This is a genomic window from Herbaspirillum huttiense, assembly GCF_004367745.1.
In the GTDB taxonomy this organism is placed as follows: domain Bacteria; phylum Pseudomonadota; class Gammaproteobacteria; order Burkholderiales; family Burkholderiaceae_D; genus Herbaspirillum; species Herbaspirillum huttiense.
Genome location: NZ_CP037993.1, coordinates 2,162,860 through 2,189,084 on the forward strand (window position 1 = coordinate 2,162,860; position 26,225 = coordinate 2,189,084).

Consider the following 26,225-nt stretch of genomic DNA (forward strand, 5'->3'; position numbering starts at 1 on the left):
TATGCCTAGCCCCTTCTTCAATCTCTACAACCACGGTTTCGCCCGCGTCGCCGTAGCGGTGCCGGACTGCAAGGTGGCCGATCCCGGCTTCAACGCCGAGCGCACCATCGCCCTGGCCGAACAGGCCGCCGCCCGTGGCGCGGCCCTGGTGTCCTTCCCCGAACTGGGCCTGTCGGCCTACAGCTGCGAAGACCTGTTCCAGCAACGCGCCTTGCTGGAGGCTTCCCTGCAGGCATTGCAATCGGTGCTGCAAGCTTCCCTTCGCATCGCCCCGGCCCTCATCGTCGGCCTGCCGCTGAAGGTCGATCACCAGCTCTACAACTGCGCGGTGGTCGTGCATGCCGGCCGCATCCTCGGCGTGGTGCCCAAGAGCTACCTGCCCAACTACAGCGAATTCTACGAAGCGCGCCAGTTCAGCAGCGCCGATTGCGCCGTCACCCGCCGCACCCGCCTGCTGGGCCAGGACGTGGACTTCGGCAGCCATCTGCTGTTCGAGATCGGCAATATCCCCGACTTCCGGTTCCATATCGAGATCTGCGAAGACGTATGGGTGCCGATCCCGCCGTCCTCCTTCGCCGCGTTGGCCGGTGCCACCGTGCTGGTGAACCTGTCGGCCTCCAACATCGTGGTCGGCAAGTCGGGTTACCGCCATCAGCTGGTGTCGCAGCAATCGGCGCGCTGCCTGGCGGCCTATCTGTATTCGTCGGCGGGCAATGGCGAGTCCACCACCGACCTGGCCTGGGATGGCCAGGCCCTGATCTGCGAGAACGGTGAACTGCTGGCCGAGTCCGAGCGCTTCGCCGAAGGCGGTCACGTGATCTATGCCGACATCGACCTGGAACGCCTCTCGCGCGAGCGCTTCCACCAGACCACGTTTGGGCAGTCCGTGCGCCGCCATGCGGAGGAAGTGCGCCGCTTTGAAGTGGTGCGCTTCGACGTGCAGGTGCCGCTGGACCAGGATTTGCCGCTGCAGCGCCGGGTCGCGCGCTTCCCCTATGTGCCGGCCAACGCCGAACAGCGCGAACTGCGCTGCCGCGAGGTCTATAACATCCAGGTGCAGGCACTGGTGCAGCGCCTGTCGTCCTCCAACATCAAGAAGGTCGTCATCGGTGTCTCCGGCGGCCTCGATTCGACCCATGCGCTGCTGGTCTGCGCCAAGGCCATGGACAAGCTGGGCCTGCCGCGCGCCAACATCCTGGCCTATACCATGCCGGGCTTCGCCACCAGCAGCCGCACGCTGGTGCAGGCGCATCAGCTGATGGCGCAAGTGGGGTGTTCGGCGCAGGAGATCGATATCCGCCCCAGCTGCGAACACATGCTGAAGGACCTGGATCACCCGTATTCACGCGGCGAGCCGGTCTATGACATCACCTTCGAGAACGTGCAGGCCGGCGAGCGCACCAATCACCTGTTCCGCCTGGCCAATCATCACGGTGCCATCGTCATCGGGACCGGCGACCTGTCCGAACTGGCGCTGGGCTGGTGCACCTACGGCGTGGGCGACCACATGTCGCATTACAACGTCAACGCCAGCGTACCCAAGACCCTCATCACCCACCTGGTGCGCTGGGTGGCGGAATCCGGTTCGCTGGAACTGAAGCAGCCGGAAGTGCTGATCCACATCCTCGAAACCGAAATCAGTCCGGAACTGGTGCCGGGCGCCTCCGACGGCGAACCGGGCCAGCGCACGCAGGATTTCATCGGTCCCTACGAGCTGCAGGATTTCAATCTCTATTACATCCTGCGCTATGGCTTCACGCCGGCCAAGGTGGCTTTCCTGGCGCACAGCGCCTGGCAAGACCGCAGCATCGGCCATTGGCCGGATGGGCTGCATGGGGCGCGCAACCAGTACAGCTTGCCGCAGATCAAGAAAAACCTGGGCATCTTCGTCTATCGCTTCTTCAAGACCAGCCAGTTCAAGCGCTCCTGCGTGCCCAATGCCCCCAAGGTCGGTTCGGGCGGCTCGCTCTCGCCGCGTGGTGATTGGCGTGCACCCAGCGATGGCGAGGCTACGGTCTGGTTGCAGGATCTGGAGCGCATTCCCGATCTGGAAGCCTGAAAAAACGGCTTTTTATGGCCCGGCTGGTTCAAGAAGGTTGAAAGCCGGGCACGCCTGATTGACAATGTGCAAGTGGGCAGGGCGCCACGGTCTTGCCAGTAAAATAAGAACAAAGGTTGTATTCGCTATTCAATAGATCGTTGAGATCGTTTCTTTACGACATACCAAGAGAGGAATTGCCATGAAACAAGTGACCGCCATCATCAAACCGTTCAAGCTGGACGAGGTGCGTGAATCCCTCGCCGAAGTCGGCGTCACGGGCCTGACGGTCACCGAAGTGAAGGGCTTCGGACGCCAGAAGGGCCACACCGAACTCTATCGCGGTGCCGAATACGTGGTCGACTTCCTGCCCAAGGTCAAGATCGAGGTCGTGGTGGACGACAAGGTGGTCGAGCAGGCCGTGGACGCCATCATCAAGGCCGCCCGCACCGGCAAGATCGGCGACGGCAAGATCTTCGTGCAGGAAGTGGAGCAGGTGATCCGTATCCGTACCGGCGAAACCGGCCCGGATGCCGTCTGATCCACAGATCTTCGCGCATTGCGAAAGACCGGCCACTGGCCGGTTTTTTTACGTCTGCAGAAAAGCGCTGAGGGTGTGGCAGGTTATTGCGGCACGCTGTCCCAGGCTGCGCCAGATTGACACAGCGTGACAATGGCGCTGGCGCAAGATCCCCTTGCAGAGCGGGTTTGCAGGCTGGCATGCGATTTGCCATCTTGAGGGGTGAACGTCCGCTGCGGCCATGATCGCGGCGGGATTTCAACCATAACCCGAACGGAGACGACATGAACCTGGCAGACATCAGCAAACTCGGCGTACGCGATCCCTTCAAGCAACGTTACGACAACTTCATCGGTGGCAAATTCGTGCCGCCGGTCAAGGGCGAATACTTCGAGAACATCAGCCCGGTGATCGGCCGCGCCTTCTGTGAAGTGGCGCGTTCCAGCGCCGAAGACGTGGAACTGGCGCTGGACGCCGCCCACGCCGCCAAGAAGAGCTGGGGCAAGACTTCCCCCGCCGAGCGCGCCAACATGCTGCTCAAGATCGCCGACCGCATGGAAGCCAACCTCGAATTGCTGGCCACCGCCGAGACCCTGGACAACGGCAAGCCCATCCGCGAAACCATGGCCGCCGACATCCCGCTGGCCATCGACCACTTCCGCTATTTCGCCGCCGCCGTGCGCACCCAGGAAGGCAGCATCTGCACCATCGACAGCGACACCTACGCCTATCACTTCCATGAGCCGCTGGGCGTGGTCGGCCAGATCATCCCGTGGAACTTCCCCATCCTGATGGCGGTGTGGAAGCTGGCTCCGGCACTGGCCGCCGGCAACTGCGTGGTATTGAAGCCGGCCGAGCAGACCCCCGCTTCCATCATGGTCCTGATCGAACTGATCGCCGACCTGATCCCGCCGGGCGTGGTCAACATCGTGCAGGGTTTCGGCGTGGAAGCCGGCAAACCGCTGGCCTCCAACAAGCGCATCGCCAAGATCGCCTTCACCGGCGAGACCACTACCGGCCGCCTGATCATGCAGTACGCCTCGCAGAACCTGATCCCGGTGACCCTGGAGCTGGGTGGCAAGTCGCCCAACATCTTCTTTGCCGACGTGCTGGACAAGGACGACGAATTCTTCGACAAGGCCCTGGAAGGCTTCGCCATGTTTGCGCTGAACCAGGGCGAGGTCTGCACCTGCCCCTCGCGCGTGCTGGTGCAGGAATCGATCTATGACCGTTTCATCGAACGTGCCTTGAAGCGCGTGGCCGCCATCAAGCAGGGCAACCCGCTGGACAAGAGCACCATGATCGGCGCGCAGGCCTCGCAGGAGCAGCTGGAAAAAATCCTCTCCTACATCGACATCGGCAAGCAGGAAGGCGCCAAGGTGCTGGCCGGCGGCGGACGTGAAGAACTGGGCGGTGATCTGGCCACTGGCTACTACGTCAAGCCGACCGTCTTCCAGGGCAACAACAAGATGCGCATCTTCCAGGAAGAAATCTTCGGCCCCGTGGTGTCGGTGACCACCTTCAAGGATGAGGAAGAAGCCCTGTCTATCGCCAACGACACCCTGTACGGCCTGGGTGCTGGCCTGTGGACCCGCGATGGCACGCGCGCCTTCCGCATGGGCCGCGAGATCCAGGCTGGCCGCGTGTGGACCAACTGCTATCACCTGTATCCGGCGCATGCAGCCTTCGGTGGCTACAAGCAGTCCGGCATCGGCCGCGAGAACCACAAGATGATGCTGGACCACTACCAGCAGACCAAGAACCTGCTGGTCAGCTACAGCCCCAAGGCGCTGGGCTTCTTCTGATCGTGTGACTTCGTTTGACTCCTTGCAGCAAGGCAGCTTCGGCACCGGTCCGCAACTCTCGCGGCCGGTGCCGCTTTTATTGGCAGATCCAGACTCAACAGGAGAGCGGCGAATGGATGCATTGCCCAGGGTGACGGCCACCGAGGCCACGGTGGAATTGCTGCGCCAGTTGAAGGCGCGGCATGGCGAGCTGATCTTTTTTCAATCCGGGGGCTGCTGCGATGGCAGTGCGCCGATGTGCTATCCGGCAGGCGACTTTACGCTGGGCGATACCGACGTGCATCTCGGGGAGATCGATGGCGTGCCGTTCTACATCGGCGCCGATCAGTTCGAATATTGGAAACACACGCAACTCATCATCGACGTGGTCAGCGGCAACGGCGGCATGTTCTCGCTGGAGAACGGCAGCGGCAAGCGCTTCCTGACGCGCTCGCGGCTGTTTTCCGATGAGGAATATGACGCGCTTGCCCCGCTCAGTGCCCGCGTGACTTGAAGCGGCGATAGAGCGTATTGCGCGACACCCCCAGCGCCTTGGCGGCAGCGCTGACGTTGCCGTCATGGGTGCGCAGGGCACGCTCGATGGCGGCCCATTCGCTGTCGTGCATGGACAACGGCTTTTCGTCCGTTTCTTCATGCGCTGCCGGGGCAGGCATCCCGCAAGCCGCCTGCAGCGGCGCAGCCTCGTCCAGAAAGTCATCTGGCAGGTGTTCCACCCCTATCCAGGCCTCGCCATCGGCCATGGCCAGGGCGGTGCGGATCAGGTTGGACAGTTGCCGCAGGTTGCCCGGCCAGCGGCTGGATTGCAGCAACGCCAGGGCCTTGGCATCGAAGCGCGGCGCGTGGCGGCCGCCTTCCTGTTCCAGGATGCGGTCGATCAGGGCGCCCAGGTCGCTGCGCTCGCGCAAGGCAGGCAGCTTTACCTGCAAACCGTTGATGCGGTAGTACAGGTCTTCACGGAAGGCATGGCGCGCCGCCATCTCGCGCAAGGGTTGATTGGTGGCGCATACCAGAGCGAAGTCCACCGGAATCACACGCTGGCTGCCCAGCGGCGTCACCGCACGTTCCTGCAGCACGCGCAGCAGGCGGCCCTGGAGGGCCAGCGGCATGTCGCCGATTTCATCGAGGAAGAGGGTGCCGCCCTGGGCTTGCGCGATCTTGCCCAGCGCGCCTTTGCGGCGGGCACCGGTGAAGGCGCCGTCTTCATAACCGAAGAGTTCGGCCTCGATCAGGTTCTCGGGAATGGCCGAGCAATTCACGGCCACGAAGGGCGCGGCGCCGCCCCGGGTTTGCGTGGTGTGGAAGCGCGCGCTTTCGCGGTGGATGGCCTGGGCCAGCCACTCCTTGCCGGTGCCGGTTTCGCCGGTGATGAGGACCGGGATGTCGCGGTCGATCACCTTGCGCAACTTGGCGATGATGGCGCTCATGCGGGCGTCCCCGGTATCGAGGGCTTGCAGTCCGCCGCGCGGCTGGCCCGGATGGGGGCGCACAGGTGGGGCCGGGCGAGCAGATGGGCTGGCGGGAAGTATTTCCGGTGCCTCGATCACGGCTTCCCGCGCATTCTGGAAATGCTGGTCGCGCAGCCGCAGTTCGGCGCGGCCATGGATGCGGATGCCGTTGTGCAGGCACAGCTCCAGCAAGCCCGACGCAGCCTTGCGATGGTGTTCGAACAGCAGCGACAGCGGTACCCCGAAGAGCGACGCAAAAGTATGCGACTGCAGCGCCGAGAGCGTCAGTCCCAGCTGGAACTGCGCACTGCGGTTGGCCGCCAGGAAACGCCCTCCCGGTGTGAAACTGACGATGCCTTCGACCAGCGTACCCACGAATTCGGCGCGGCTGTGGAAGTGCAGGGTGATGCAATCGGGGAAGCTGCCGGCCAGCAGGTGGTTTTCAATCATCTGCGCCGACATGCGCACCAGGGCCATGGTGTGCTTGTGGAAGCTGCCGCATTCGCCCGAGACATCCAGCACCCCCAGGACCTGGCCGCGATGGTCGAAGATGGGGGCGGCCGAACAGGTCAGGAAGCGGTTGGCATCCAGGTAGTGCTGCTGGGCGTGCACGGTGGTGGGCTTCTGCTCGAAGAGGGCCGTGCCGATGGCATTGGTGCCGCGCAATTGTTCGGACCAGCGTCCCCCGGGGCCAAGGGCCACGCGGTCGGCCTTGGCCAGGAAATCGCTGTCGCCCAGCGTATGCAGGATGGTGCCTTCGGCGTCCGAGAGGAGCACCATGCTGTGGGTATTGCGGATCTGGTCGTAGAGGGTTTCCATGACCGGGCGGGCATGGCCGGAGAGGGCCTGGTTGGCTTCCAGCGTCTGGGCCAGGTCGGCGCGCGAGAGTGAATCCAGGTCGGGCCGCTGGCCGCGCGTGATGCCGTAGGACGAGCTGCGCTGGTGCGAGCGTTCGATGGCCTGCAGGTCCGGCACGCCATCGGCGCTGGCCTGCACCAGGGGCGAAGCGCCCAGCAATGCACCGGCACCGGGCCGGTTTGCCTGGTATTGCATCCTTGTCTCCTTGGGACCTCTGGCGGTCCTTGTTCCCCCTTGTGTCGGCTTTCTTCTCTGATGGGAAGCTGAGGGTGAACAAGCATAACCGATTAATGCGGCAGGAGGACAAATTGAAACAGCATTTGCAGCGCGTCCGAAGTGAAGGCAAAATACTGTATATAAATACAGTATGGATGAGCTTTCCGTGGCTTCCTTCCCCAAATTCCCGCAGGGCATTGCCCGGCCTTTTCCAGAGCAGCCGACCCGGTCGGCCGCATCGGGCGAGGACGACGCGACCCTGACGCCAGAAACCTTCATCCATCGCGATCAGACCGCCCAGAAAGGGCGGGGCGCGGTCACCAACCTGCGTGGGCGCTATGAATCGGTGGCGCGGGAAGAGTTCGACGATGGCTGGCAGTCCGTCCGTTTTGCCGAGTCCCGGCCGCAGGCGGCTGAGAGCCCGGAGGAGGATGAGCCCCCCCGCCTGAAGACCATCGTCACCGAGGAAGACGCCCGCTCCATCATCACCCGCAACAGCTCGCCGGATTTGCCGTTTTCGCTTTCGCTCAATCCCTACCGGGGCTGTGAGCACGGCTGCATCTATTGCTTCGCCCGGCCCTCGCACAGCTACCTGGGCCTGTCCCCTGGGCTGGATTTTGAAAGCCGGCTGGTGGCCAAGCGCAATGCCCCCGAGGTGCTGCTGCGCGAACTGGCCAAGCCGTCCTATGAACCCGACACCATCACGGTGGGCATCAATACCGACGCCTACCAGCCCATCGAGCGCGAGCGCCAGCTGACCCGGCGCATCCTGCAGATCCTGCACGATTGCGAGAACCCGGTGGCGCTCATCACCAAGTCCTCGCTGATTGAGCGCGATATCGATCTGCTGGCCCCCATGGCGGCCAAAGGGCAGGCCATCGTCGCGGTGACGATTACCACGCTGGATGCGGCCATCGCGCGCACGCTGGAGCCACGCGCAGCCAGCCCGGCGCGGCGATTGCGGGTGATCCGCACGCTGGCCGAGGCGGGCATTCCGGTGAGCGTGTCGATTGCGCCGGTGATCCCCTTCGTCACCGAACCGGACCTGGAACGCGTCATGGAAGCGGCCGTGGAGGCCGGGGCGCGCCAGGCGGGCTACATCGTGCTGCGCCTGCCCTGGGAAGTCAGCCCGCTGTTTCGCCAGTGGCTGCAGGCACATTTCCCCGACCGTGCGGCGCGAGTGATGAACCGCATCCAGGACATGCGCGGCGGCAAGGATTACGACGCCGATTTCGCCACCCGCATGCGCGGCACCGGGGTCTGGGCCGATTTGCTGCATCAGCGCTTCGAGAAGGCCAGCCGGCGCCTGGGAATCGATCATCGCAATCGGGCTTTTGCTACCCTGGATGCCAGCCGCTTCAAGCGGCCAATGGTGGTGCCGGCGGGGCAGGGGCGCTCGGCGGGCGATGCCCAGCTGGATTTGTTCTGAGGCAGACGGCCGGCGGCTGGTAAGATCCGCGTTTTAGTCCGTTTCTTCACTTCTCTGCATGCACACTCTGGAACAACTGCGCAGCGGCGCGCTGGAAGGCATTACCCGCCTGTCTCTCTCGTGCGGCCTGCGCGAATTCCCGCCAGAAATCTTCACCCTGGCTGAAACCCTTGAGATTCTGGACCTCAGCGGCAACGAACTGACTGCCTTGCCCGACGACCTGCCGCGTTTGCACCGGCTGCGCATCGTCTTCTGTTCCGACAATCCCTTCACCGAATTGCCCGCCGTACTGGGACGCTGTCCGTCGCTGGAGATGATCGGATTCAAGGCCAACCGGATCGAGCACGTTCCTGCCGAATCGCTGCCACCCACGCTGCGCTGGCTGGTGCTGACCGACAACCGCATTGAACAGCTGCCATCGAGCATCGGGCAGTGCCCCCGCCTGCAGAAGCTGATGCTGGCGGGTAACCGCTTACGCACGCTGCCGCCGGAACTGGCGGCCTGCCGCAACCTGGAACTGCTGCGCCTGTCGGCCAATGCGCTGGAGGCGTTTCCGCATTGGCTGCTGACCCTGCCACGCCTGAGCTGGCTGGCCATGGCGGGCAATCCCTGGTGTGAAGCGGTGGAGGAAACGGCGGACCGCAACGCGCAAGTCGCGGCCATCGATTGGGATGATCTGGCCTTGGGCGAAAAGCTGGGGGAAGGCGCCTCCGGTGTGATCCACGCTGCCCGCTGGACCGTGGAAGACAGGTCGCAGCCATTGGCGGTAAAACTCTTCAAGGGCGCGGTCACCAGCGATGGACTGCCCGAGCGCGAGATGGCGGCCTGCATCATGGCCGGCAGTCATCGCGGGTTGATACCCGTGCTGGGCCGGCTGCAAGGGCATCCGCAAGCGGTGCAGGGATTGGTGATGCCGCTGATCGATCCCGATTTCAAGGTGCTGGCCGGTCCGCCCAGCCTGCAATCCTGTACGCGCGATGTGTATGCGCAAGGCTTCACGCTCGCCTGGAGTCAAGTGATCGCCATCGCACGCGATATCGCCTCGGCAGCCGCCCACCTGCATGCACAGGGCATCGTTCATGGCGACCTCTATGGTCACAACATCCTGCATCGGGATGGCGAAGCCCTGCTTGGCGATTTCGGCGCGGCCTGGTTCTACGATGTCCAACAGCCGCATGCCTGGGGCGTGCAGGCCATGGAAGTGCGGGCCTATGGTTGTCTGCTGGAAGAGTTGCTGGCGCATGGCCAGCCGGAAGATGAGGCCGGCAAGAAGCAGCGTGCCGCCCTGGCCGGGGTGCGCCAGGCTTGCCAGAGCGCGGATGCTGCCGCACGGCCGCATTTCGAGGCCATCGTGGCCATGCTGGACAATCTGACTGCAGACTGAAGCGGCGTTCAGGCCCGTTCGCTCGAACGCAGCAGCACCACCAGCGCGCCCGCACCGCCATCGGCTGCGCGCGCCTGGCAGAAGGCCATCACTTCATCCCTCTGCGCCAGCCAGTTGCGGACCTTGTGCTTGAGCACGGGCTCCTTGTTCACCGAACCGAGTCCCTTGCCGTGGATCACCCGCACGCAGCGCAGGCCGCGGCGGCGTGACTGGCGCAAGAATTCACCCAATGCTTCACGCGCCTGGTCGCGGCGATAGCCGTGCAGGTCCAGCTGGGCCTGGATCACCCAGTTGCCGCGCCGCAGCTTGCTCAAGACATCCATGCCCACGCCGGGGCGGGCGAAACTGAGGTTTTCGTCGCTGTCCATGAGCGTGTCGACGGTGAATTCGTCGGACAGCGACTCCAGCAGCGCGGCCTGTTCATCGGCCAGGTGCTGGCGGGGAATGGGGAGGGGAGGTTCCGGCAGGTAATGGGCCTTGTCGACCACTTCGGGACGCAAGGGCGCCACCTGTCCGATGCTGTTGCGGAAGATGTTGGCTTCCTCGCGGGCTGCCGCTTCCTGGCGCTGGCGCTCGGCCAAGGCCAGCGCGCGCGCTTTTTCCTGTTCCTGCAGATCGCGGCGCAATCCCTGGAGCGCCGAGAAATCCTTCATTGTCGCCATGACAGCCACCCAACCCTGTAGCGTATTGTTCCCTGAGTGACTACTTTAGCAGAAGCGGGCGAGCTCTTCAGCCGCAGGCGACCTTGATGATCACCAAGCCCGGATCGACGTGCAGATTGAGGCGGCGCGGGTTGAAGTCCATGGTGGCGGCGTCATCGGGTTTGAGTACGCGGATCTCGGTGGCACCGGATTCGGCCAGTGCCTGGCGCTCCACGTAGCCGCTGTAGTTCTCGCCGATCAGGTGATCGGCACGCGAGGCATCGCATTGGCCGGCCGTCGCGTCGGCCACCGGGGTTTCGCGGGAAGCGCTGCAGGCGACCAGCACGGCACCCAGGCTCATGGTGGCCAGCACGGCCTTGAGCACCGGCGAGCGGCGACCGTCGCGGGAAGGGGATGAGTAATAGGGCACGATGCTTTCCTCGGTCTTGATGATTCTGATATGGGATTGCTCGAGTGAAACAAAAAAGCCGGGACGACAACTCGTCACCGGCTTTTGGAGTGCCCGTTGCGTTGCGAGTTCTCGCAGCGCAGCATTTTACATCTCTTTACCTGCTTATTCGAGGCCTTCCAGATAGCGCTGTGCATCCAGTGCTGCCATGCAACCCGTACCGGCGCTGGTGATGGCCTGGCGGTAGATGTGATCCTGCACGTCGCCGGCGGCGAAGACGCCGTCGATGCTGGTGGCGGTGGCAAAGCCTTCGGTGCCGGTGCGGGTCTTCAGGTAGCCGTTCTGCATCTCCAGCTGGCCGTCGAAGATGCTGGTGTTGGGCTTGTGGCCGATGGCGATGAACAGGCCGTGCACCGGGATCTCGGTGATGGCGCCGTCCTGGGTCGACTTGATCTTGATGCCGGTCACGCCGCTGTCGTCGCCGACCACTTCATCCAGGGTGGAGTGCCACTGGATGGCGATCTTGCCTTCGGTGACCTTGTGCAGCAGGCGGTCGATCAGGATGGGCTCGGCGCGGAACTTGTCGCGGCGGTGCACGATGGTGACCTTGCTGGCGATGTTGGAGAGGTACAGCGCCTCTTCCACGGCGGTGTTGCCGCCGCCGACCACGGCCACTTCCTTGCCGCGATAGAAGAAACCGTCACAGGTGGCGCAAGCCGACACGCCACGGCCCATGAAGGCCTGTTCCGAGGGCAGGCCCAGGTACTGGGCCGAGGCGCCGGTGGCGATGATCAGGGCATCGGCCGTGTACTCGCCGCTGTCGCCGATCAGGCGGAACGGGCGCTCGGAGAGCTTGGTGGTGTGGATGTGATCGAAGATGATCTCGGTATTGAAACGCTCGGCGTGCTGCAGCAGGCGCTGCATCAGTTCCGGGCCTTGCACGCCCAGCGGGTCGCCGGGCCAGTTCTCGACGTCGGTGGTGGTCATCAGCTGGCCGCCTTGCTCCACGCCGGTGATCAGCACCGGGTTCAGGTTGGCGCGCGCGGCATAGACGGCGGCGCTATAGCCGGCGGGGCCGGAGCCGAGAATCAGGACCTTGGCATGTTTGGGCGTGCTCATAAGCTACTCATCAAATGTTGTGGGATCGCTTCTGCAAATGAGGCGACTCCCGGGGATTTCAATTCCCGGCCGGTCTGGCAGTTCAGTCAGACCGGCCGGCACAAGCGGGGCGGTTGCCAGCGCACAAGTTTGCGGTTTGCCGCGCTGCAAAACGGGTAAGATTATAGTCCATGCCCTCAACGGGGCTCATGGAATTACGCTATGCCGGTGATAGCCGCCGGCGTGGCAGACAGTAGCAGCAACGCTGTCGAAAATATGAACAAAATGACAGCACCCCCAGAACGATAGCGGTCAATCAAGGTCAGTGCAGCGGGTTTCCCGCCGCCCAGCGCAAAACCGCGAAGCGCCAAGTCAATGCCGTTACAATGACGGCTAGTTTTTTTTGTACGGAAGTTATGTCCAAGACGAGTCAAGCCCACATCCGCACCAACAAGACGCCGGCACCTCCCATGCCCAACCGTCTGGTACGGCTGTTATCGGAGGCGCGCTGGCTGGCGCTGGCGGCCTTGCTGGCCTATCTGGCGCTGATCCTGCTGAGCTATGGCAAGACCGACCCTGGCTGGTCGGTGGCCAGCTCGGTACCGCGCGTGGGCAACTGGGGCGGCCGCGTCGGCGCCTGGATGGCCGACTTGCTGCTCTACATCTTCGGGCTCTCGGCCTGGTGGTGGTGCGTCTTGCTGGGGCGCTCGGTGTGGACCGGCTACCGGCGCCTGTCGAACCGCTTCCTGGTGGCCCAGCCGGTGGAACCGGAACACCACCAGGAGCCGCTGATCCGTGCAGTCGGCTTCGTCTTCATGCTGACTGGCAGCATGGGCATCGAATTCACCCGCATGCAGCGCTTTGCGCCCAAGCTGCCGCATTCTTCCGGTGGCGTGCTGGGCGAGATGATCGGTTCGGCCATGCAGCCGACCTTCGGCTTCACGGGCTCCACCTTGTTGCTGTTGCTGCTGTTCGGGCTGGGCTTTTCGCTGCTGTTCCAGGTGTCCTGGCTGGCGGCGGTGGAACGCATCGGCGGCATGATCGAAGATGGCCTGTTCTGGGTGCGCGACTTCTTCGCCGCCCGTGCCGATCGCCGCGCCGGCCAGGAAGCCGCCGTCAAGCGCGAGGAAACCGTGGTGCAGGAACGCGCCAAGATCGTCGAGGCGCCGCCGATCCGCATCGAGCCGCAAATCGTGGAGGTGCAGAAATCCGACCGCGTCCAGAAGGAGAAGCAGACCAGCCTCTTCGATGACCTCAACAGCGAGTTGCCGCCGTTGTCGCTGCTGGATGAAGCACCGCCTGCACAGCAGACCGTCTCGGTGGAAACCCTGGAATTCACCAGCCGCCTGATCGAAAAGAAACTGGCCGACTTCGGTGTCGAGGTCAAGGTGGTGGCGGCCTATCCCGGCCCGGTGATCACCCGTTATGAAATCGAACCGGCCACGGGCGTGAAGGGCAGCCAGATCGTCAACCTGGCGCGCGACCTGGCGCGTTCGCTGTCGCTGACGTCGATTCGCGTGGTGGAAGTCATCCAGGGCAAGAATTTCATGGGCCTGGAGCTGCCCAATCCCAAGCGCCAGATCGTGCGCCTGACCGAGATCCTCGGCTCCAAGGTCTACAACGACAGCCATTCCAGCCTGACCGTGGCGCTGGGCAAGGACATTGCCGGCAACCCGGTGGTGGCCGACCTGGCCAAGATGCCGCACTTGCTGGTGGCCGGTACCACCGGTTCGGGCAAGTCGGTGGGGATCAATGCCACCATTCTTTCGCTGCTGTACAAATCCTCGCCGCGCCAGGTGCGCCTGATCCTGATCGATCCCAAGATGCTGGAATTGTCGATCTACGAAGGCATTCCGCACCTGCTGGCGCCGGTGGTGACCGACATGCGCCAGGCCGGCCACGCCCTGAACTGGGCGGTGGAAGAGATGGAGCGCCGCTACAAGAAGATGTCCAAGCTGGGCGTGCGCAACCTGGCCGGTTACAACCAGAAGATCATCGATGCCGAGAAGCGCGGCGAGAAGATCCCCAATCCTTTCAGCCTCACCCCGGATGCGCCGGAACCGCTGGAGCAGCTGGAAACCATCGTCATCATCATCGACGAGCTGGCCGACCTGATGATGGTGGTGGGCAAGAAGGTGGAAGAATTGATCGCCCGCATCGCCCAGAAGGCGCGCGCGGCCGGCATCCACCTGATCCTGGCCACGCAGCGCCCGTCAGTGGACGTCATCACCGGCCTGATCAAGGCCAACGTGCCTACGCGGATTGCCTTCCAGGTCTCGTCCAAGATCGACTCCCGCACCATCCTTGACCAGATGGGCGCCGAAGCCTTGCTGGGCATGGGTGACATGCTCTACAACCCGCCTGGCACGGCCTTGCCGGTGCGGGTGCACGGTGCCTTCGTCTCGGATGATGAAGTGCATCGCGTGGTGGAGCACCTGAAAGCCCAGGGGGAACCGAATTACATCGAGGGCATCCTAGAGGGAGGCGTGCTGGAGGACGCTGACGGTGGCGGTGGCGGTGGCAGCGGTGCTGCGGCCGGTGCCGGTGGCGGCGAAGGCGACGAGATGTACGACCAGGCCGTGGCCGTGGTCCTGAAACATCGCCGGGCCTCGATCTCGCTGGTGCAGCGTCACCTGCGCATCGGCTACAACCGCGCGGCACGCTTGCTGGAGCAGATGGAGCAAAGCGGCCTGGTCTCCACCATGCAATCCAATGGCAACCGTGAAATCCTGGTGCCGGCAGGTGCCGGCGACGCGGCTGAATAAGCCGGGTTCCGATCCAGTGCGCGCCAGATTGCATCCCGTCATCAACAGCACGCCCTGAAGGCCGGCCAATGTCGCGCCGGCCGCCACCTTGCAGGTGGCATCCGTCAAGAAGGAATCGAATAACATGGACAATTCCAGAAACGCTTTCCGCTCGCGCACTGCGCAAGCCCGCACGTTCAACCTGCGCCGCCTGGTCATGGCGGCCGGTCTTTCGGCACTGGCGGTGGCCGGTGCCATCGCCATCACCGCGCTGACCCCGGGCCGCGCTTCGGCCGCCGCCCTGGACCAGTTCAAGCAGTTCGTCAGCAGCACGCAATCGGCCAAGGGGACTTTCACCCAGCGCATGGTGCGGGTCGAGAACGGCAGCTCCAAGGTGGTCAATACGTCCAGCGGCAGCTTCGTGTTTTCGCGTCCGGGCAAATTCATCTGGACCTACCAGAAGCCCTATGAGCAGGTGATCCAGGCTGATGGAGAAAAACTCTTCATCTACGACAAGGACCTCAACCAAGTCACCACCAAGAAACTGGGCAATGCGCTGGGCTCTTCGCCGGCTGCCATCCTTTTCGGCAGCAATGATCTGGAAAAAAACTTCACCCTGAAGGAAGCCGGCACCAAAGATGGCCTGGAATGGCTGCAAGCCGTGCCCAAGAGCAAGGACACGACCTTCGACAACATCGGCATTGGCCTGAAGAACGGCACGCCGGTGGCCATGGAACTGCATGATTCCTTTGGCCAGGTGTCGGTGCTGAGCTTCGACAGCTTCGAGAAGAATCCCCCGCTCAAGGGCAACAGCTTCAACTTCACCGTGCCGAAGGGTGCGGACGTGTTCGAGAACTGACCGGTATCCCCCTTCACGACAAACAGCCCCGCAGGCTTGCGCTTGCGGGGCTGTTTTCATGTGAGGGGCATGCGCCTCAGGGCTCGGGCATCTTCAGCAGGGGCAGCTTGTCGGCAACGTCCTTCCACTGCGCATGATCGGGCAGGGGCGGCTGGGCCTTGGTGATGGGTTTCCAGCCGGGCAGCTTGGCGAGGCGGGCGTTGAGGTCCTCGAAGTGGGACAGGGCGGCGGGCAGGTCAGTGGCATTGTAGATGGCGCCGACCGGGCATTCCGGTACGCACATGGAGCAGTCGATGCAGCCGTCCGGATCGATGGCCAGGAAATTCGGGCCTTCCACGAAGCAGTCCATGGGGCAGACGCTGACGCAATCGGTGTACTTGCACTGGATACAGGAATCGGTGACGACGAAGGGCATGGAAAGCAGGGGAAAGGGCAGGTAAAAGGGCGATGTGAAGTAAAACGCGCAGGCCGCATTTTAACCGCTGCGCCCGATGGCTGCAGGTGCAGCCCTTGATCGCGCCATCGCCCTCGCGGCGGCCTGCTGCGTTAGACTACGGCCTTTGGTGAACGCGCCTTGCAATCCGGCGCTGCGCCCGCATCCTGATGACTATGAACTTTATTTCCCTGGCCGCCCTGTGGCCGTCTTCTTTGCCTGTTGATTCCCGTTGCCTGCAGGAGGCTGCCCATGGCTGACCTGTTTGCGCAAGAACCGACCGCGCCGCTGGCGGAGGCCCTGCGGCCGAAGACGCTGGACGAGGTGATCGGGCAGTCGCACCTGCTGGGCGAAGGCAAGCCGCTGCGTCTGGCCTTCCAGTCCGGCAAGCCGCATTCGATGATTTTCTGGGGGCCGCCGGGCGTGGGCAAGACCACGCTGGCGCGGCTCACGGCCACCGCCTTCGATTGCGAATTCATCGCGCTGTCGGCAGTGTTCTCGGGCGTGAAGGACATCCGCGCGGCCATGGAGCAGGCCGAGCAGAATCTGGCGATGGGCAAGCACACCATCCTGTTCGTCGATGAAATCCATCGCTTCAACAAGTCGCAGCAGGATGCGCTGTTGCCCTATGCGGAAAGCGGGCTGGTGACCTTCATCGGTGCCACTACCGAGAATCCTTCCTTCGAGGTCAATTCGGCGCTGCTGTCGCGGGCGCAGGTCTATGTGCTCAAGTCGCTCACCGATGAGGAACTGAAGCAATTGCTCAAGCGTGCGCAGGACAAGGCGCTGGGCGACCTGCAGTTCGATGACCAAGCCACGGAAACGATCATCGGTTACGCCGATGGCGATGCGCGGCGGTTCCTGAACCTGCTGGAGCAGACCCAGACCGCCGCGCACACTACCGGTACCCAGGTGGTGACGGCGGAATTCCTGCAGAACGCCTTGACGCTCAACAGCCGCCGGTTCGACAAGGGCGGCGACAATTTCTACGATCAGATTTCAGCGCTGCACAAGTCGGTGCGCGGTTCGCATCCGGATGCGGCGTTGTACTGGTTGACGCGCATGCTCGATGGCGGTGCCGATCCGCGCTATCTGTCGCGGCGCATCGTGCGCATGGCGTGGGAAGACATCGGCCTGGCCGACCCGCGCGCCATGCAGATCGCCAATGACGCGGCGCTGACCTATGAGCGGTTGGGCAGCCCCGAGGGCGAACTGGCGCTGGGGCAGGCGGTGATCTACCTGGCGGTGGCGGCCAAGAGCAATGCCGGCTATAACGCCTACAACGCTGCGCGCGCTTTCGTGAAGCAGGACAAGAGCCGCGAAGTGCCGGTGCATCTGCGCAATGCGCCGACCAAGCTGATGAAGGAATTGGGGTATGGGCATGAATATCGGTATGCCCATGATGAGCCCAATGCTTATGCGGCGGGGGAGACTTATCTGCCCGACGGTATTGCCGAGCCGGGGTGGTATCAGCCTGTGCCGCGCGGGTTGGAAATCAAGATTGGTGAGAAGCTGACTCTGCTGAAGAAGTGGGATGAAGAAGCAGGGCAGAATTAAGAAAAAAAGCACCTGATCAGGTGCTTTTTCAACAAAGCGGGGCCGCCTTTCATCGATGAGATTTTCCCTTCACGCGATATTTCTCGATATCGCCGCCCGCATCCATGATCTCCTTGACCCAGCTCGGCTTGCGGCCACGGGCAGCGCCTGACCAGGTGAGATCGCCATTTCGGTACATCACCACCGCCGTTTTGACTGCAGCTTTCTTGACGGTTTTCTTTCTGGCAGGCGCCAATCCAAGCTGTTCCGCTGTCAGACCGTATTCAGCGATTTGCTGCTTGATGCCGGTGATAACGCTTTCCAGTTCTTTTGCCTTCTGCTTTTCAGCCTGGTCTTGCAGCTTCTTGATTTGTGCTTGGAGATCTGCGTAACTTGTCATTTTTTTCCTTTAATGAAGGAGTGATCGGGTTGAAATTCACTACGCATCATTGATAGCTCTTTTTTGAGCCAAGTTGCTTAACTTTTAAAATAAATATTTGGCTTTCAATCTGTCAATGAGGGATGGCGGCATCGCAATTACGTGGTCCTCCTGCTCTTCATCGTCCTGATAGGTGATGTGGTCATTTCCGATTGCCAGTGGCTCATGTCCGGGTTTGCCATCCCATACGATGACATAACGCCTTTTTACCAGTAGCTCTCCCTGTTCATTTGTAATCGTCAGTTCAACCAGGTCCGGTGCATCATCAGAAAGAATTCCTCCGTGACTTGTCCCGCTTCCACAAATCTTGATCGCGTACCTTTGATTCTGAAATTCCTTGATGCCGCCATTTAATTCATTGGTGTAGTCATACCTGCTGCAATCGAATTTTCTGCTGTTTGCAGCAAGGTAGTTAGTAATTAAAAATATAAGAACAAGAGAAAATGCCAGCCAGAAAATGATGGCCGGTATCATTTTTGGAAATTCTTTTCTTAAGTCATTTCCTTTTGCATTGAGACCAAAAGCTTTGTTTCCAAAGAGAATCAGAATCAAAAATATGATACCAAGGGCGGTATATTCTTTGAAATACAAAAGAAGGAATAATATTTTTCCTGCTAGTTGGAATTTGCCAATTTGCGAAAGTGCCAATAATCCCGAAGTCACGATAAAAATAAAAATCAGGATGATGGCGATATTCTTTATTGACCAGATAAAGTATTTTCGTATGGACGGCATATTGTTCCAAGACGGAGCGTGATGGGTTTGTTGAGTGCGTAAAGCTCAGGCTGGCTGTAGATCATGAAATCCTGACCACGCTCCTTCTTTTTTCTCCATTCGTTAAACGAACTATTGTAGACGGGCCAGTACACATCCTTCTTCAGAAGCTTTTTCCAGAAACTGGTTCTTGTATCAATTGGATATTTAATTTCATCGCCAAAAGAAAGGTAATCCCAGTCAATATGCAGGCGCTCTTCATTATCAGCCTTGATAGTCGTCTTCCATTGAGAGTTGACAAGGCCGAGGAACTCATTGGCATTCATTAAATAGCTGGTGATCATTCCAGCCTCGTTCCAGTGCCCAAGATATTGGCTTTTGGAGGGGTCTTCATCATTGAATGAGTAATTGTCTTTTAAATAGATGTAAACATGCGTCAGGATTGCCTCTGCGTCCATGCAATATTCATAGGGAGTTTTTTTGTAATTGAAATAGCGTTCTCCTTGGATTTCAAATCTTCCCACTGCGGCATATAAAGCGAAATTTCCTAACGCCGCCGTCACTTCTGTTGGAGTTAGCCAGCTGGATCCATGGAAGGTATTGACCTTTTTTCTCTGGAATTGCCAATCGAGGTGAAATTGCCTTATGTCCGAATTGATAATTCGGGTTGTAAAGCTGGAAGTCGGCCGCGCGCTCCTAGTGCTCCGAAATTCTTCGCTCACTTGTCTGAGAATTTTATTCTTCAGTAGCGCTACAGCCTTGTCCGAATAAATGTCGTCGACAAGCAGATCTCTAAGCTTCGTCTGAACACCTTCGTTTCTGAGAGCCCATTGGAGGGTAACTATTTTGTCGTCCCATGGCTGCTCTGAATCCGGCTTGTTATTGAAGATATGGCTAGGGCCTGCGAACCATTTCCTTGCAAGGTGTGCGGCAACAGGCCAGCCCATTTTGTCCATTGCTTCAGGAACATCTTGCAGGTCAAATTCGGGAATTTTCTCGTGAGTTTCAGCGTCCGGAATCTGCGACCCAAGCTCTCGTGGTTGAGTTTGGGGAGATTCCTGCTGCTTCTGTTTTTGAGCTTGCTCTGTAAGCTTCAGCTGTCTTGCCGCTTCCAGCTTTTGTTGGCGCGCCTGCTCGCGCGAGGGCTTTGGTGGCTTGATCTTCTCTGGTGGTGCTGCCCCCGGGGCGGGGCGATCAAAGGAAATCTGTTGCGGGGTGTTGATAGCGACTGCGCCAGCATGCTTCTTCCACTGCGCGCCGCCGAACAAGGTTTTTTCAATCGTGTAGTAAGGAAGCCGTCTTGCCTTTGCCATCGTCACCCCTGAGCATGGTCAAAAAGCTCAGACGGTACGTGCGTGGACTTGCGTTAGAAATCGTCCATAGGTGCGGCATTGGACTCGACGGAGAGAAATGCCCGATTAATTTCAGTCATTCCAGAACGAATTTGACTCCATATTCGGTCGAGCCAGATTTGAACTCAGCGGGTTACGTCATACCGAACCAACGCTTCACCCTTCTTGATCCGCACCGATTCAATCCGAATCTGCCCGATCTCCCCCAGCGCCGCCACGTGCGTCCCGCCACAAGGATAGGCGGGCAATTCGCCAAAGCCGATCTGACGCAAGCCATTGTCCATGGCCATCACACTGGGCAGATCCTGCGCCAGCAATTCATTGCAGCGGCGCTCCAGTTCTGCTGGCACCAGTTCCTGCGCCGTGCCATCAGCTGCAGCACCCACGCCTACCACGCGCGCTTCTCCCGGCCAGTGATGGGCTTTGGTCGGCGTCCATCCCAGTTCTGCCATCACTTGCCCGATCACGTGGCCTGCCGAATGCAGGCGCGTATGCAACTTGCGCGGCTCGGCGTCGACGGCCGCCACGGCCGGGCCGGGCGCAACAGGGGCTGCGGTGTAATGAACGATGCCTTCACTTTCGCTGACCACGCGCAGCACTTCCACGTCGCCGATGCGGCCGGTATCGCTGGGCTGTCCGCCACCCTGCGGATGAAAGGGCGTGGCCGACAGGCGCACGGCGTAGCGGCCATCGTCCTGCGGGGTGCAGTCCTGCACGTGGATGTCGGCGCGCAAGGCGCGGTCGGTCAGGTAGAGGCGTTCAGTCATGGCGAGGCTTTCAATGGGGCTTGCGGCGAGTGTCGTGCATTGTAGCGGTCGCAGGAAGTTGCGATAATCCGGCACCGACGCAAAGGATCTTTGCACCATGAGCACAAATCAAAGCATCGCCCTCCTGAACGAAATGGCCGTCTTCGCCAAGGTGGTGGAGACCGGCAGTTTCTCCGAAGCCGCACGCCAGCTGGGCGCCACGCCCTCGGCCACCAGCCGCGCCATCGCCCGCCTGGAAAAGGCGCTAGGCACCCAATTGCTGCAGCGGACCACCCGCAAGCTGCGCCTGAGCGCAAGTGGCGAGGAAATCCACGCCCGCTGCCGCGATATGCTCAACGCCGCGCAGGCCGTGCTGGCCGTCTCCGCTGCCTTCGATGCCGAGCCGCAAGGGCAGGTGAGGGTGAGCGTGCCCAAGGCGGTCGGCCATGCGCTGGTGCATCCGCATATGCCGGATTTTCTGGTGGCCCATCCCAAGGTGGACGTGCTGTTGCGGCTGGAAGACCGCTACATGGACCTCATCGACGACCAGGTCGACCTGGCCATCCGCATCACCGACCAGCCGCCCCCAGGCCTGATGGGCCGGCGCCTGATGCGCATCGACCATCTCCTGTGCGCCACGCCGCACTACCTGCAGCAGCACGGGGCGCCCGCCCACCCGCTGGCCTTGAAGGAGCACAGCTGCATCTACCTCGGTGAATCACCGGCGGACGCACGCTGGCGCTTTCGCCGGCAGGGCAAGACCGTCAATGTCGAAGTACGGGGAAGGTATGCGGCCAACCATACCGGGGTGCGGCTCGATGCCACGCTGCGGCATCTGGGCATTGCCAGCCTGCCGTATTTCATCGCCAGGCCGGCATTGGAGGAGGGGAGGCTGGTGCAGGTGCTGCCCCAGTGGAGTTTCAAAACGCGCTATTGCGGCGAGCTGTGGGCGCTGTATCCGGCTACGCGCCATCTGCCGCCGCGTCTGAGTGCCTTCGTGCAGTTTCTGGCGCAGCGGCTGGCGCAGGAGCCGGCCCTGGCACCGGGCGCCAAGCCGGTACGCTGAAGGGATCAGGCCGCAGGGCGGTGCCAGATGTGGAAGCTGCCTTCCATGGCGGACATGGCGGCGATCACGGTCTCGTAGTTCTTGTCATCGTCGTAGCCGGGCAGGCGCGTCTTCATGGCTTCCATCAAGGCTTCCAGGCCATCGGCGTCATTGGGGACCAGCACGCCCTTGATGCCCTCGGCGCTCTTGCCGGCCAGGATCCATTGCGGTTGCGGCAGGGCATCGTCGCTGATGCGGATGGTGACGTCATCGACTGCACTCCAGGCAATGCCTTCGCGCTTGGCCCCGCGCACCATGGTGCGGATTTCTTCATCGTCGAATTCCACGCTGATCTTGCGTGCCTGCTGGGCCGCCACCCGCGTGGGCGACAGCTCGGCAGCGCCCGGTGCCTGCACTTTCCAGTCAGTCTTGCGGACCTTGGGCGGCACCAGACGGTTCTTGATCTGCTGGCCGAAGGCGAAGGTGGCCCCGAAGGAAAGCCCGGCGATCAGTCCGTAAAAGAGGCTGGCCTCGTTGGACATGTAGTGGATGCCGGCCCACAAGCCTACGGCCAGGGCGGCGACCAGGCCCAGCAGGGAAAACAGGACAGGGACTTCGCGCGGCGGGCGGGATTCGGGCTGGACGGACATGGGCAAACGGGTCTCATGAGGGATGCAATGGGCCGCATGGTAACCCGCATGGGCGGTGGCGGCTACCGCTGCGGCCGGATTTTATTGCGGGCAGGGCGCACGGGAGGCCCGTGGCGGGCGCGTGACTTGGTACAATCGCGGTTTCGAGCATCAACCCTATCGTAATTTCTTCCCATGATCGACATTCAACTCCTCCGTAAAGACATCGAGAACGTCGCAGCCCGCCTGGCGGCCCGCAAGTTCGTCCTGGACGTGGCCGGCTTCAATGCGCTGGAAGCCGAGCGCAAGCAGATCCAGACCCGTACCGAAGAACTGCAGGGCAAGCGCAATTCGCTGTCCAAGCAGATCGGCATGCTCAAGGGCAAAGGTGAAGACGCTTCCGCAGTGATGGCCGAAGTCAATGGCATCGGCGACGAGTTGAAGGCGTCCGCCACCCGTCTGGAAGAAGTACAGCAGCAGATGACCCTGTTCCTGCAGGCCGTGCCCAACCTGCCGCACGAATCCGTGCCGGCCGGCAATGACGAAAGCGGCAACGTCGAGCTGCGCAAGGTCGGCACGCCCCGCAGCTTCGACTTCGAGATCAAGGATCACGTCGACGTCGGCGCGCCCCTGGGCCTGGACTTCGATACCGCCACCAAGCTGACCGGTTCGCGCTTCGCCGTGCTCAAGGGCGGCATCGCCCGCCTGCATCGCGCGCTGGCGCAGTTCATGCTCAACACCCACACCATGGAGCATGGCTACACCGAGTGCTACACCCCCTACATCGTCAACGCCGACAGCCTGCGCGGCACCGGCCAGCTGCCCAAGTTCGAGGCGGACCTGTTCGCGGCCAAGAAGGGCGGCCAGGAAGGCGAAGCCGAGAACGCCGCGCTGTACCTGATCCCGACGGCCGAGGTGCCGCTGACCAACTTCGTGCGCGATGAAATCGTCGCCGGCGACGCGCTGCCGATGAAGTTTACGGCGCACTCGCCTTGCTTCCGCTCGGAAGCCGGTTCCTATGGCCGCGATACGCGCGGCATGATCCGCCAGCACCAGTTCGACAAGGTGGAAATGGTGCAGATCGTCCATCCGGAGAAATCCTACGAAGCCCTGGACGAGATGCTGGGCCACGCCGAGACCATCCTCAAGAAGCTCGGCCTGCCGTATCGCGTCATCACCCTGTGCACCGGCGACATGGGCTTTGGTGCGGCCAAGACCTATGACATCGAAGTCTGGCTGCCGGCGCAGAACACCTATCGCGAGATCTCCTCGGTCTCCAACTGCGAAGCTTTCCAGGCGCGCCGCATGCAGGCCCGCTTCCGCAATGCCCAGGGCAAGCCGGAACTGCTGCATACCCTGAACGGTTCGGGCCTGGCTGTGGGGCGCACCCTGGTGGCCGTGCTGGAAAACTACCAGCAGGCCGATGGCAGCGTGGACATCCCCGAGGTGCTGCAGCCCTACATGGGCGGCGTGACCAAGCTGGTGCCGGGCGCCTGATTCAGTTTTACTGAGCGCCAAATGAAAACGGCTGCCTTGCTAGAGGCAGCCGTTTTTTTATCGTCGCACCGGGCGAGAAAACGTTTTCGTGAGGAGGCTGGCTAAGCGTCCTTGAGCGCCCAGGAGAAGGTGGTCGGGATGCGGCGCTCGATGAAGAGGCTGTTGCCCTGGATCTTCTTGGCTTCCTTCTTGGCGCGGGTGGCGGCCGAGGCGATCTGGTGCGGTGAGGAGTATTGCGAGGGTTCGATCTTCACCGAGCCCAGCGACAGCGAGACCAGCGGGTGGAACACCCGGTTGCCCTGGCGATCCTCGGTGTAATAGCCTTTGCGCTGCACGTCTTCGTCGTAGTAGAAGGCGCGGGTTTCGGCTTCGAAGGTATCGAGGATGGTGCGGCAGCGCTTTTCCCAATCCTCGCTCTGGAACAGGATGAGGAAATCGTCCCCGCCGATGTGGCCGATGAAGTCCAGGTTGGGGTCGCAGGCCTGCTGCAGCACGCGGCCGGTGGCCTGGATCATGTCATCGCCCTTGCGATAGCCGTAGACATCGTTGAAGGGTTTGAACTGATCGAGGTCGCAATAGCAGATGCAGAATTCCACCCCGCTTTGCAGCAGGTATTCGATGTGATCGTTGATGGGCACGTTGCCCGGCAACTGCGTCAGCGGATTGGCGTGGCGGGCGGCGTCGATCTGCATCTGCGTGATCTCGCGCAGCAGGTCGTGGCCAGTGCCCAGCCCCACGTACTGGCCGCGGTCGGTGATGATGAAGCCGTTGGAGAGGTGGTGCGACTCGGCATGCACCAGCAGGTTGGAGAGGTCCTGCAGGCTGGTGTCCTGCTCGGTCAGGATGGGATTGGGGTCCATGAAGAAGGCGCAGGACTTCTTGCCATACAGTTCGCGGCCGTACAGGCGGGCAAAGCGCTCCACCATGCTGTAGCGGTTGATGAGCCCGATCGGCAAGCCATTGCTGACCACCGGCAGGGCCTGCAGCTGCGGATCGTTGACGAACATGTCGTAGGCCGCATCGTTGGTCACTTCCGGACTGACGTACTGGGTCTCGCGCAGCAGCTTGGCGACGGTGGCGCTGCGCTTGCCGGGGCCATACTTGTTGGCGGCCAGCGGAACCTTGTCGCGCCGCAGGGTTTTGGTGACATCGTCCGAGATCGAGACCGGCGGCTCCGGCAGCGGACGCGAGATGTGATAGCCCTGGCCGCAGGCAATGCCGAGGTCGCGGATAGTCAGCAGTTCGGCCTGGGATTCGATGCCTTCGGCGATGACGATGGAGCCGGACTTTTCGGCAATCTCCTGGATCGAGCGCACGAACTGCAGCTTCATCGGATCATGGTTGATGCCTTGCACGAAGTGCATGTCGACCTTGACGTATTCCGGCTGCAGCTCGGACCACAGGCGCAGGCTGGAGAAACCTTCACCCAGATCGTCGATGGCGATCTGGAAGCCCATGTCGCGGTAATGCATGGCCGCATTGCGCAGCAGGGCATAGTCGTAGGTCGGCTCGTTCTCGGTCAGTTCGATGATGATGCGCTGCGGATTGACGCCCAGCTTTTCCAGATAGCGCAAGGTCTCGCCCTGGATCGCCTCCGGCTGCATCAGTGCCCCCGGCGACACGTTCAGGAACAGGTTGCCCGGCAAGCCCAGTTGCGCGAAGCGGGTCATCACGATGTGGCGGCACAGATATTCCATCTGTACCGACAGGTTGTGCGCGCGTGCCACCTTGAACAGCGCCAGCGGCGAATGCAGCGGGGTATTGGAGGGGCCGCGGATCAAACCTTCATATCCCAGGATCTCGCCGTTGCGCATGCGCACGATGGGCTGGAACAGCGCCGACAACTTGCGTTGAGCAATGATCTCATGCAGCAATGACAACATCGGATCGTCGGCGCCGCGCAGGGCCGCACCGGAGGCGCGGGCGATCAGATCGACGACTTCGGCGCCGAGCGGAAAGATTGGATTGGAGAGGGGAGCCATCTGGCTGAATCCGGATTCGAGAGAGTCAAAGAACGGCAATGCATCGCAAAATAGTTTACGGATCCTAGAAGTGATTTATGACAAGATGATGATAAGCAATTCAGCTTGATGGTTTTATGTATGAACTTTGCTTCTGCTAGTCTGTCCGGCGGGAGATGCAATGACGAGGAGATAAGTTTTTTGAATATTTTTTAAAAAATAGTTCCACTCTGAAAATAGTTCTGCTATAGTCGCTGTCTTCGCTGCACCACGCAGTGAAACGACCGAAGTTGACCGGAGAGGTGGCAGAGTGGTCGAATGTACCTGACTCGAAATCAGGCGTACGGTTTCCCGTACCGTGGGTTCGAATCCCACCCTCTCCGCCAGTTGGCTCAAGTGTTGTGAAGCTGTAGAGATAAGGCTCTGA

22 protein-coding genes and 1 tRNA gene are annotated in these 26,225 nt (G+C 61.5%); 12 read left to right on the plus strand and 11 right to left on the minus strand.

Annotated features, from left to right (window positions below; all coding sequences use genetic code 11):
* Position 1: 1 nt before the first annotated feature.
* From E2K99_RS09640 to E2K99_RS09655, 4 genes are all read left to right on the plus strand, one after another.
* Positions 2–2,059, plus strand: coding sequence for an NAD(+) synthase (locus E2K99_RS09640; RefSeq protein ID WP_134222075.1), 2,058 nt, complete (start codon positions 2–4; stop codon positions 2,057–2,059).
* Between the two features lie 181 nt (positions 2,060–2,240).
* Complete coding sequence (locus tag E2K99_RS09645) at positions 2,241–2,579, plus strand: P-II family nitrogen regulator (RefSeq protein ID WP_006463535.1); 339 nt, start codon at positions 2,241–2,243, stop codon at positions 2,577–2,579.
* A 263-nt stretch (positions 2,580–2,842) separates the two neighbouring features.
* On the plus strand, positions 2,843–4,363 hold the full coding sequence (gene adh / locus E2K99_RS09650; protein WP_039786437.1) for an aldehyde dehydrogenase: 1,521 nt from the start codon (positions 2,843–2,845) through the stop codon (positions 4,361–4,363).
* A gap of 112 nt (positions 4,364–4,475) precedes the next feature.
* Positions 4,476–4,856: a DUF779 domain-containing protein gene (locus E2K99_RS09655; RefSeq protein ID WP_205703769.1), complete on the plus strand. Its 381-nt coding sequence runs from the start codon at positions 4,476–4,478 to the stop codon at positions 4,854–4,856.
* On the opposite strand, the gene E2K99_RS09660 is transcribed toward E2K99_RS09655, so the two are convergent.
* Positions 4,837–6,861, minus strand: coding sequence for a sigma-54-dependent Fis family transcriptional regulator (locus E2K99_RS09660; RefSeq protein ID WP_134222076.1), 2,025 nt, complete (start codon positions 6,859–6,861; stop codon positions 4,837–4,839). The genes E2K99_RS09655 and E2K99_RS09660 overlap by 20 nt on opposite strands.
* A gap of 187 nt (positions 6,862–7,048) precedes the next feature.
* Here E2K99_RS09660 and E2K99_RS09665 point away from each other — a divergent pair, with 187 nt between their 5' ends.
* Both E2K99_RS09665 and E2K99_RS09670 read left to right on the plus strand, forming a co-directional pair.
* A complete protein-coding gene (locus E2K99_RS09665; protein ID WP_134224068.1) occupies positions 7,049–8,311 on the plus strand; it encodes a PA0069 family radical SAM protein in 1,263 nt (420 codons plus the stop codon).
* 58 nt (positions 8,312–8,369) lie between these two features.
* Positions 8,370–9,695: a leucine-rich repeat-containing protein kinase family protein gene (locus E2K99_RS09670; protein ID WP_134222077.1), complete on the plus strand. Its 1,326-nt coding sequence runs from the start codon at positions 8,370–8,372 to the stop codon at positions 9,693–9,695.
* A gap of 8 nt (positions 9,696–9,703) precedes the next feature.
* Here E2K99_RS09670 and E2K99_RS09675 read toward each other — a convergent pair whose 3' ends face one another.
* The 3 genes from E2K99_RS09675 to trxB form a co-directional block, all read right to left on the minus strand.
* On the minus strand, positions 9,704–10,357 hold the full coding sequence (locus tag E2K99_RS09675; protein ID WP_205703770.1) for a Smr/MutS family protein: 654 nt from the start codon (positions 10,355–10,357) through the stop codon (positions 9,704–9,706).
* Between the two features lie 67 nt (positions 10,358–10,424).
* On the minus strand, positions 10,425–10,766 hold the full coding sequence (locus E2K99_RS09680) for an I78 family peptidase inhibitor (RefSeq protein ID WP_198516483.1): 342 nt from the start codon (positions 10,764–10,766) through the stop codon (positions 10,425–10,427).
* 144 nt (positions 10,767–10,910) lie between these two features.
* Complete coding sequence (gene trxB, locus E2K99_RS09685; protein ID WP_034331799.1) at positions 10,911–11,864, minus strand: thioredoxin-disulfide reductase; 954 nt, start codon at positions 11,862–11,864, stop codon at positions 10,911–10,913.
* A gap of 395 nt (positions 11,865–12,259) precedes the next feature.
* Here trxB and E2K99_RS09690 point away from each other — a divergent pair, with 395 nt between their 5' ends.
* Together E2K99_RS09690 and lolA are read left to right on the plus strand one after the other, a co-directional pair.
* Positions 12,260–14,608, plus strand: coding sequence for a DNA translocase FtsK (locus E2K99_RS09690; protein ID WP_134222079.1), 2,349 nt, complete (start codon positions 12,260–12,262; stop codon positions 14,606–14,608).
* Between the two features lie 124 nt (positions 14,609–14,732).
* The gene (gene lolA / locus E2K99_RS09695) at positions 14,733–15,446 is read left to right on the plus strand and encodes an outer membrane lipoprotein chaperone LolA (RefSeq protein WP_134222080.1); all 714 of its coding nucleotides are present in this window, start codon (positions 14,733–14,735) and stop codon (positions 15,444–15,446) included.
* Between the two features lie 76 nt (positions 15,447–15,522).
* Here the strand turns inward: lolA and fdxA are convergent, their stop codons facing one another.
* A complete protein-coding gene (gene fdxA / locus E2K99_RS09700; protein ID WP_039786424.1) occupies positions 15,523–15,861 on the minus strand; it encodes a ferredoxin FdxA in 339 nt (112 codons plus the stop codon).
* A 270-nt stretch (positions 15,862–16,131) separates the two neighbouring features.
* On the opposite strand from fdxA, the gene E2K99_RS09705 reads away from it, so the two are divergent.
* Positions 16,132–17,436: a replication-associated recombination protein A gene (locus E2K99_RS09705; RefSeq protein ID WP_134222081.1), complete on the plus strand. Its 1,305-nt coding sequence runs from the start codon at positions 16,132–16,134 to the stop codon at positions 17,434–17,436.
* Positions 17,437–17,485: 49 nt separating this feature from the next.
* On the opposite strand, the gene E2K99_RS09710 is transcribed toward E2K99_RS09705, so the two are convergent.
* From E2K99_RS09710 to E2K99_RS09725, 4 genes are all read right to left on the minus strand, one after another.
* A complete protein-coding gene (locus tag E2K99_RS09710; protein WP_134222082.1) occupies positions 17,486–17,815 on the minus strand; it encodes an H-NS histone family protein in 330 nt (109 codons plus the stop codon).
* 84 nt (positions 17,816–17,899) lie between these two features.
* A complete protein-coding gene (locus E2K99_RS09715; protein WP_134222083.1) occupies positions 17,900–18,589 on the minus strand; it encodes a hypothetical protein in 690 nt (229 codons plus the stop codon).
* A complete protein-coding gene (locus E2K99_RS09720; RefSeq protein ID WP_134222084.1) occupies positions 18,553–19,881 on the minus strand; it encodes a DUF6402 family protein in 1,329 nt (442 codons plus the stop codon). The genes E2K99_RS09715 and E2K99_RS09720 overlap by 37 nt, the downstream gene beginning before the upstream one ends.
* A 164-nt stretch (positions 19,882–20,045) precedes the next feature.
* Entirely contained in the window at positions 20,046–20,687 is a 642-nt protein-coding gene (locus E2K99_RS09725) for an alanyl-tRNA editing protein (protein ID WP_134222085.1), read from the minus strand.
* Between the two features lie 97 nt (positions 20,688–20,784).
* On the opposite strand from E2K99_RS09725, the gene E2K99_RS09730 reads away from it, so the two are divergent.
* On the plus strand, positions 20,785–21,732 hold the full coding sequence (locus E2K99_RS09730) for a LysR family transcriptional regulator (protein WP_134222086.1): 948 nt from the start codon (positions 20,785–20,787) through the stop codon (positions 21,730–21,732).
* A gap of 5 nt (positions 21,733–21,737) precedes the next feature.
* Here the strand turns inward: E2K99_RS09730 and E2K99_RS09735 are convergent, their stop codons facing one another.
* Positions 21,738–22,361, minus strand: a complete 624-nt coding sequence (locus E2K99_RS09735) for a hypothetical protein (protein ID WP_034331783.1) — start codon at positions 22,359–22,361, stop codon at positions 21,738–21,740.
* Between the two features lie 174 nt (positions 22,362–22,535).
* Here E2K99_RS09735 and serS point away from each other — a divergent pair, with 174 nt between their 5' ends.
* Complete coding sequence (serS, locus tag E2K99_RS09740; protein ID WP_088753644.1) at positions 22,536–23,837, plus strand: serine--tRNA ligase; 1,302 nt, start codon at positions 22,536–22,538, stop codon at positions 23,835–23,837.
* 101 nt (positions 23,838–23,938) lie between these two features.
* Here serS and E2K99_RS09745 read toward each other — a convergent pair whose 3' ends face one another.
* Positions 23,939–25,819 carry a GGDEF domain-containing protein gene (locus tag E2K99_RS09745; RefSeq protein WP_134222087.1) on the minus strand — a complete coding sequence of 627 codons (1,881 nt, stop codon included), beginning with the start codon at positions 25,817–25,819 and terminating at the stop codon, positions 23,939–23,941.
* A 275-nt stretch (positions 25,820–26,094) separates the two neighbouring features.
* On the opposite strand from E2K99_RS09745, the gene E2K99_RS09750 reads away from it, so the two are divergent.
* Positions 26,095–26,184: transfer RNA gene (locus E2K99_RS09750), tRNA-Ser, on the plus strand.
* The last annotated feature ends 41 nt before the right edge of the window (positions 26,185–26,225 follow it).

Bases quoted from the DNA above. Each gene is read 5' to 3' on its own strand.
- E2K99_RS09640 (WP_134222075.1), top strand. From the start codon at position 2: ATGCCTAGCCCCTTCTTCAATCTCTACAACCACGGTTTCGCCCGCGTC.
- E2K99_RS09645 (WP_006463535.1), top strand. From the start codon at position 2,241: ATGAAACAAGTGACCGCCATCATCAAACCGTTCAAGCTGGACGAGGTG.
- adh (WP_039786437.1), top strand. From the start codon at position 2,843: ATGAACCTGGCAGACATCAGCAAACTCGGCGTACGCGATCCCTTCAAG.
- E2K99_RS09655 (WP_205703769.1), top strand. From the start codon at position 4,476: ATGGATGCATTGCCCAGGGTGACGGCCACCGAGGCCACGGTGGAATTG.
- E2K99_RS09660 (WP_134222076.1), bottom strand. From the start codon at position 6,861: ATGCAATACCAGGCAAACCGGCCCGGTGCCGGTGCATTGCTGGGCGCT.
- E2K99_RS09670 (WP_134222077.1), top strand. From the start codon at position 8,370: ATGCACACTCTGGAACAACTGCGCAGCGGCGCGCTGGAAGGCATTACC.
- E2K99_RS09675 (WP_205703770.1), bottom strand. From the start codon at position 10,357: ATGGCGACAATGAAGGATTTCTCGGCGCTCCAGGGATTGCGCCGCGAT.
- trxB (WP_034331799.1), bottom strand. From the start codon at position 11,864: ATGAGCACGCCCAAACATGCCAAGGTCCTGATTCTCGGCTCCGGCCCC.
- E2K99_RS09690 (WP_134222079.1), top strand. From the start codon at position 12,260: ATGTCCAAGACGAGTCAAGCCCACATCCGCACCAACAAGACGCCGGCA.
- lolA (WP_134222080.1), top strand. From the start codon at position 14,733: ATGGACAATTCCAGAAACGCTTTCCGCTCGCGCACTGCGCAAGCCCGC.
- fdxA (WP_039786424.1), bottom strand. From the start codon at position 15,861: ATGCCCTTCGTCGTCACCGATTCCTGTATCCAGTGCAAGTACACCGAT.
- E2K99_RS09705 (WP_134222081.1), top strand. From the start codon at position 16,132: ATGGCTGACCTGTTTGCGCAAGAACCGACCGCGCCGCTGGCGGAGGCC.
- E2K99_RS09710 (WP_134222082.1), bottom strand. From the start codon at position 17,815: ATGACAAGTTACGCAGATCTCCAAGCACAAATCAAGAAGCTGCAAGAC.
- E2K99_RS09715 (WP_134222083.1), bottom strand. From the start codon at position 18,589: ATGCCGTCCATACGAAAATACTTTATCTGGTCAATAAAGAATATCGCC.
- E2K99_RS09720 (WP_134222084.1), bottom strand. From the start codon at position 19,881: ATGGCAAAGGCAAGACGGCTTCCTTACTACACGATTGAAAAAACCTTG.
- E2K99_RS09725 (WP_134222085.1), bottom strand. From the start codon at position 20,687: ATGACTGAACGCCTCTACCTGACCGACCGCGCCTTGCGCGCCGACATC.
- E2K99_RS09730 (WP_134222086.1), top strand. From the start codon at position 20,785: ATGAGCACAAATCAAAGCATCGCCCTCCTGAACGAAATGGCCGTCTTC.
- E2K99_RS09735 (WP_034331783.1), bottom strand. From the start codon at position 22,361: ATGTCCGTCCAGCCCGAATCCCGCCCGCCGCGCGAAGTCCCTGTCCTG.
- serS (WP_088753644.1), top strand. From the start codon at position 22,536: ATGATCGACATTCAACTCCTCCGTAAAGACATCGAGAACGTCGCAGCC.
- E2K99_RS09745 (WP_134222087.1), bottom strand. From the start codon at position 25,819: ATGGCTCCCCTCTCCAATCCAATCTTTCCGCTCGGCGCCGAAGTCGTC.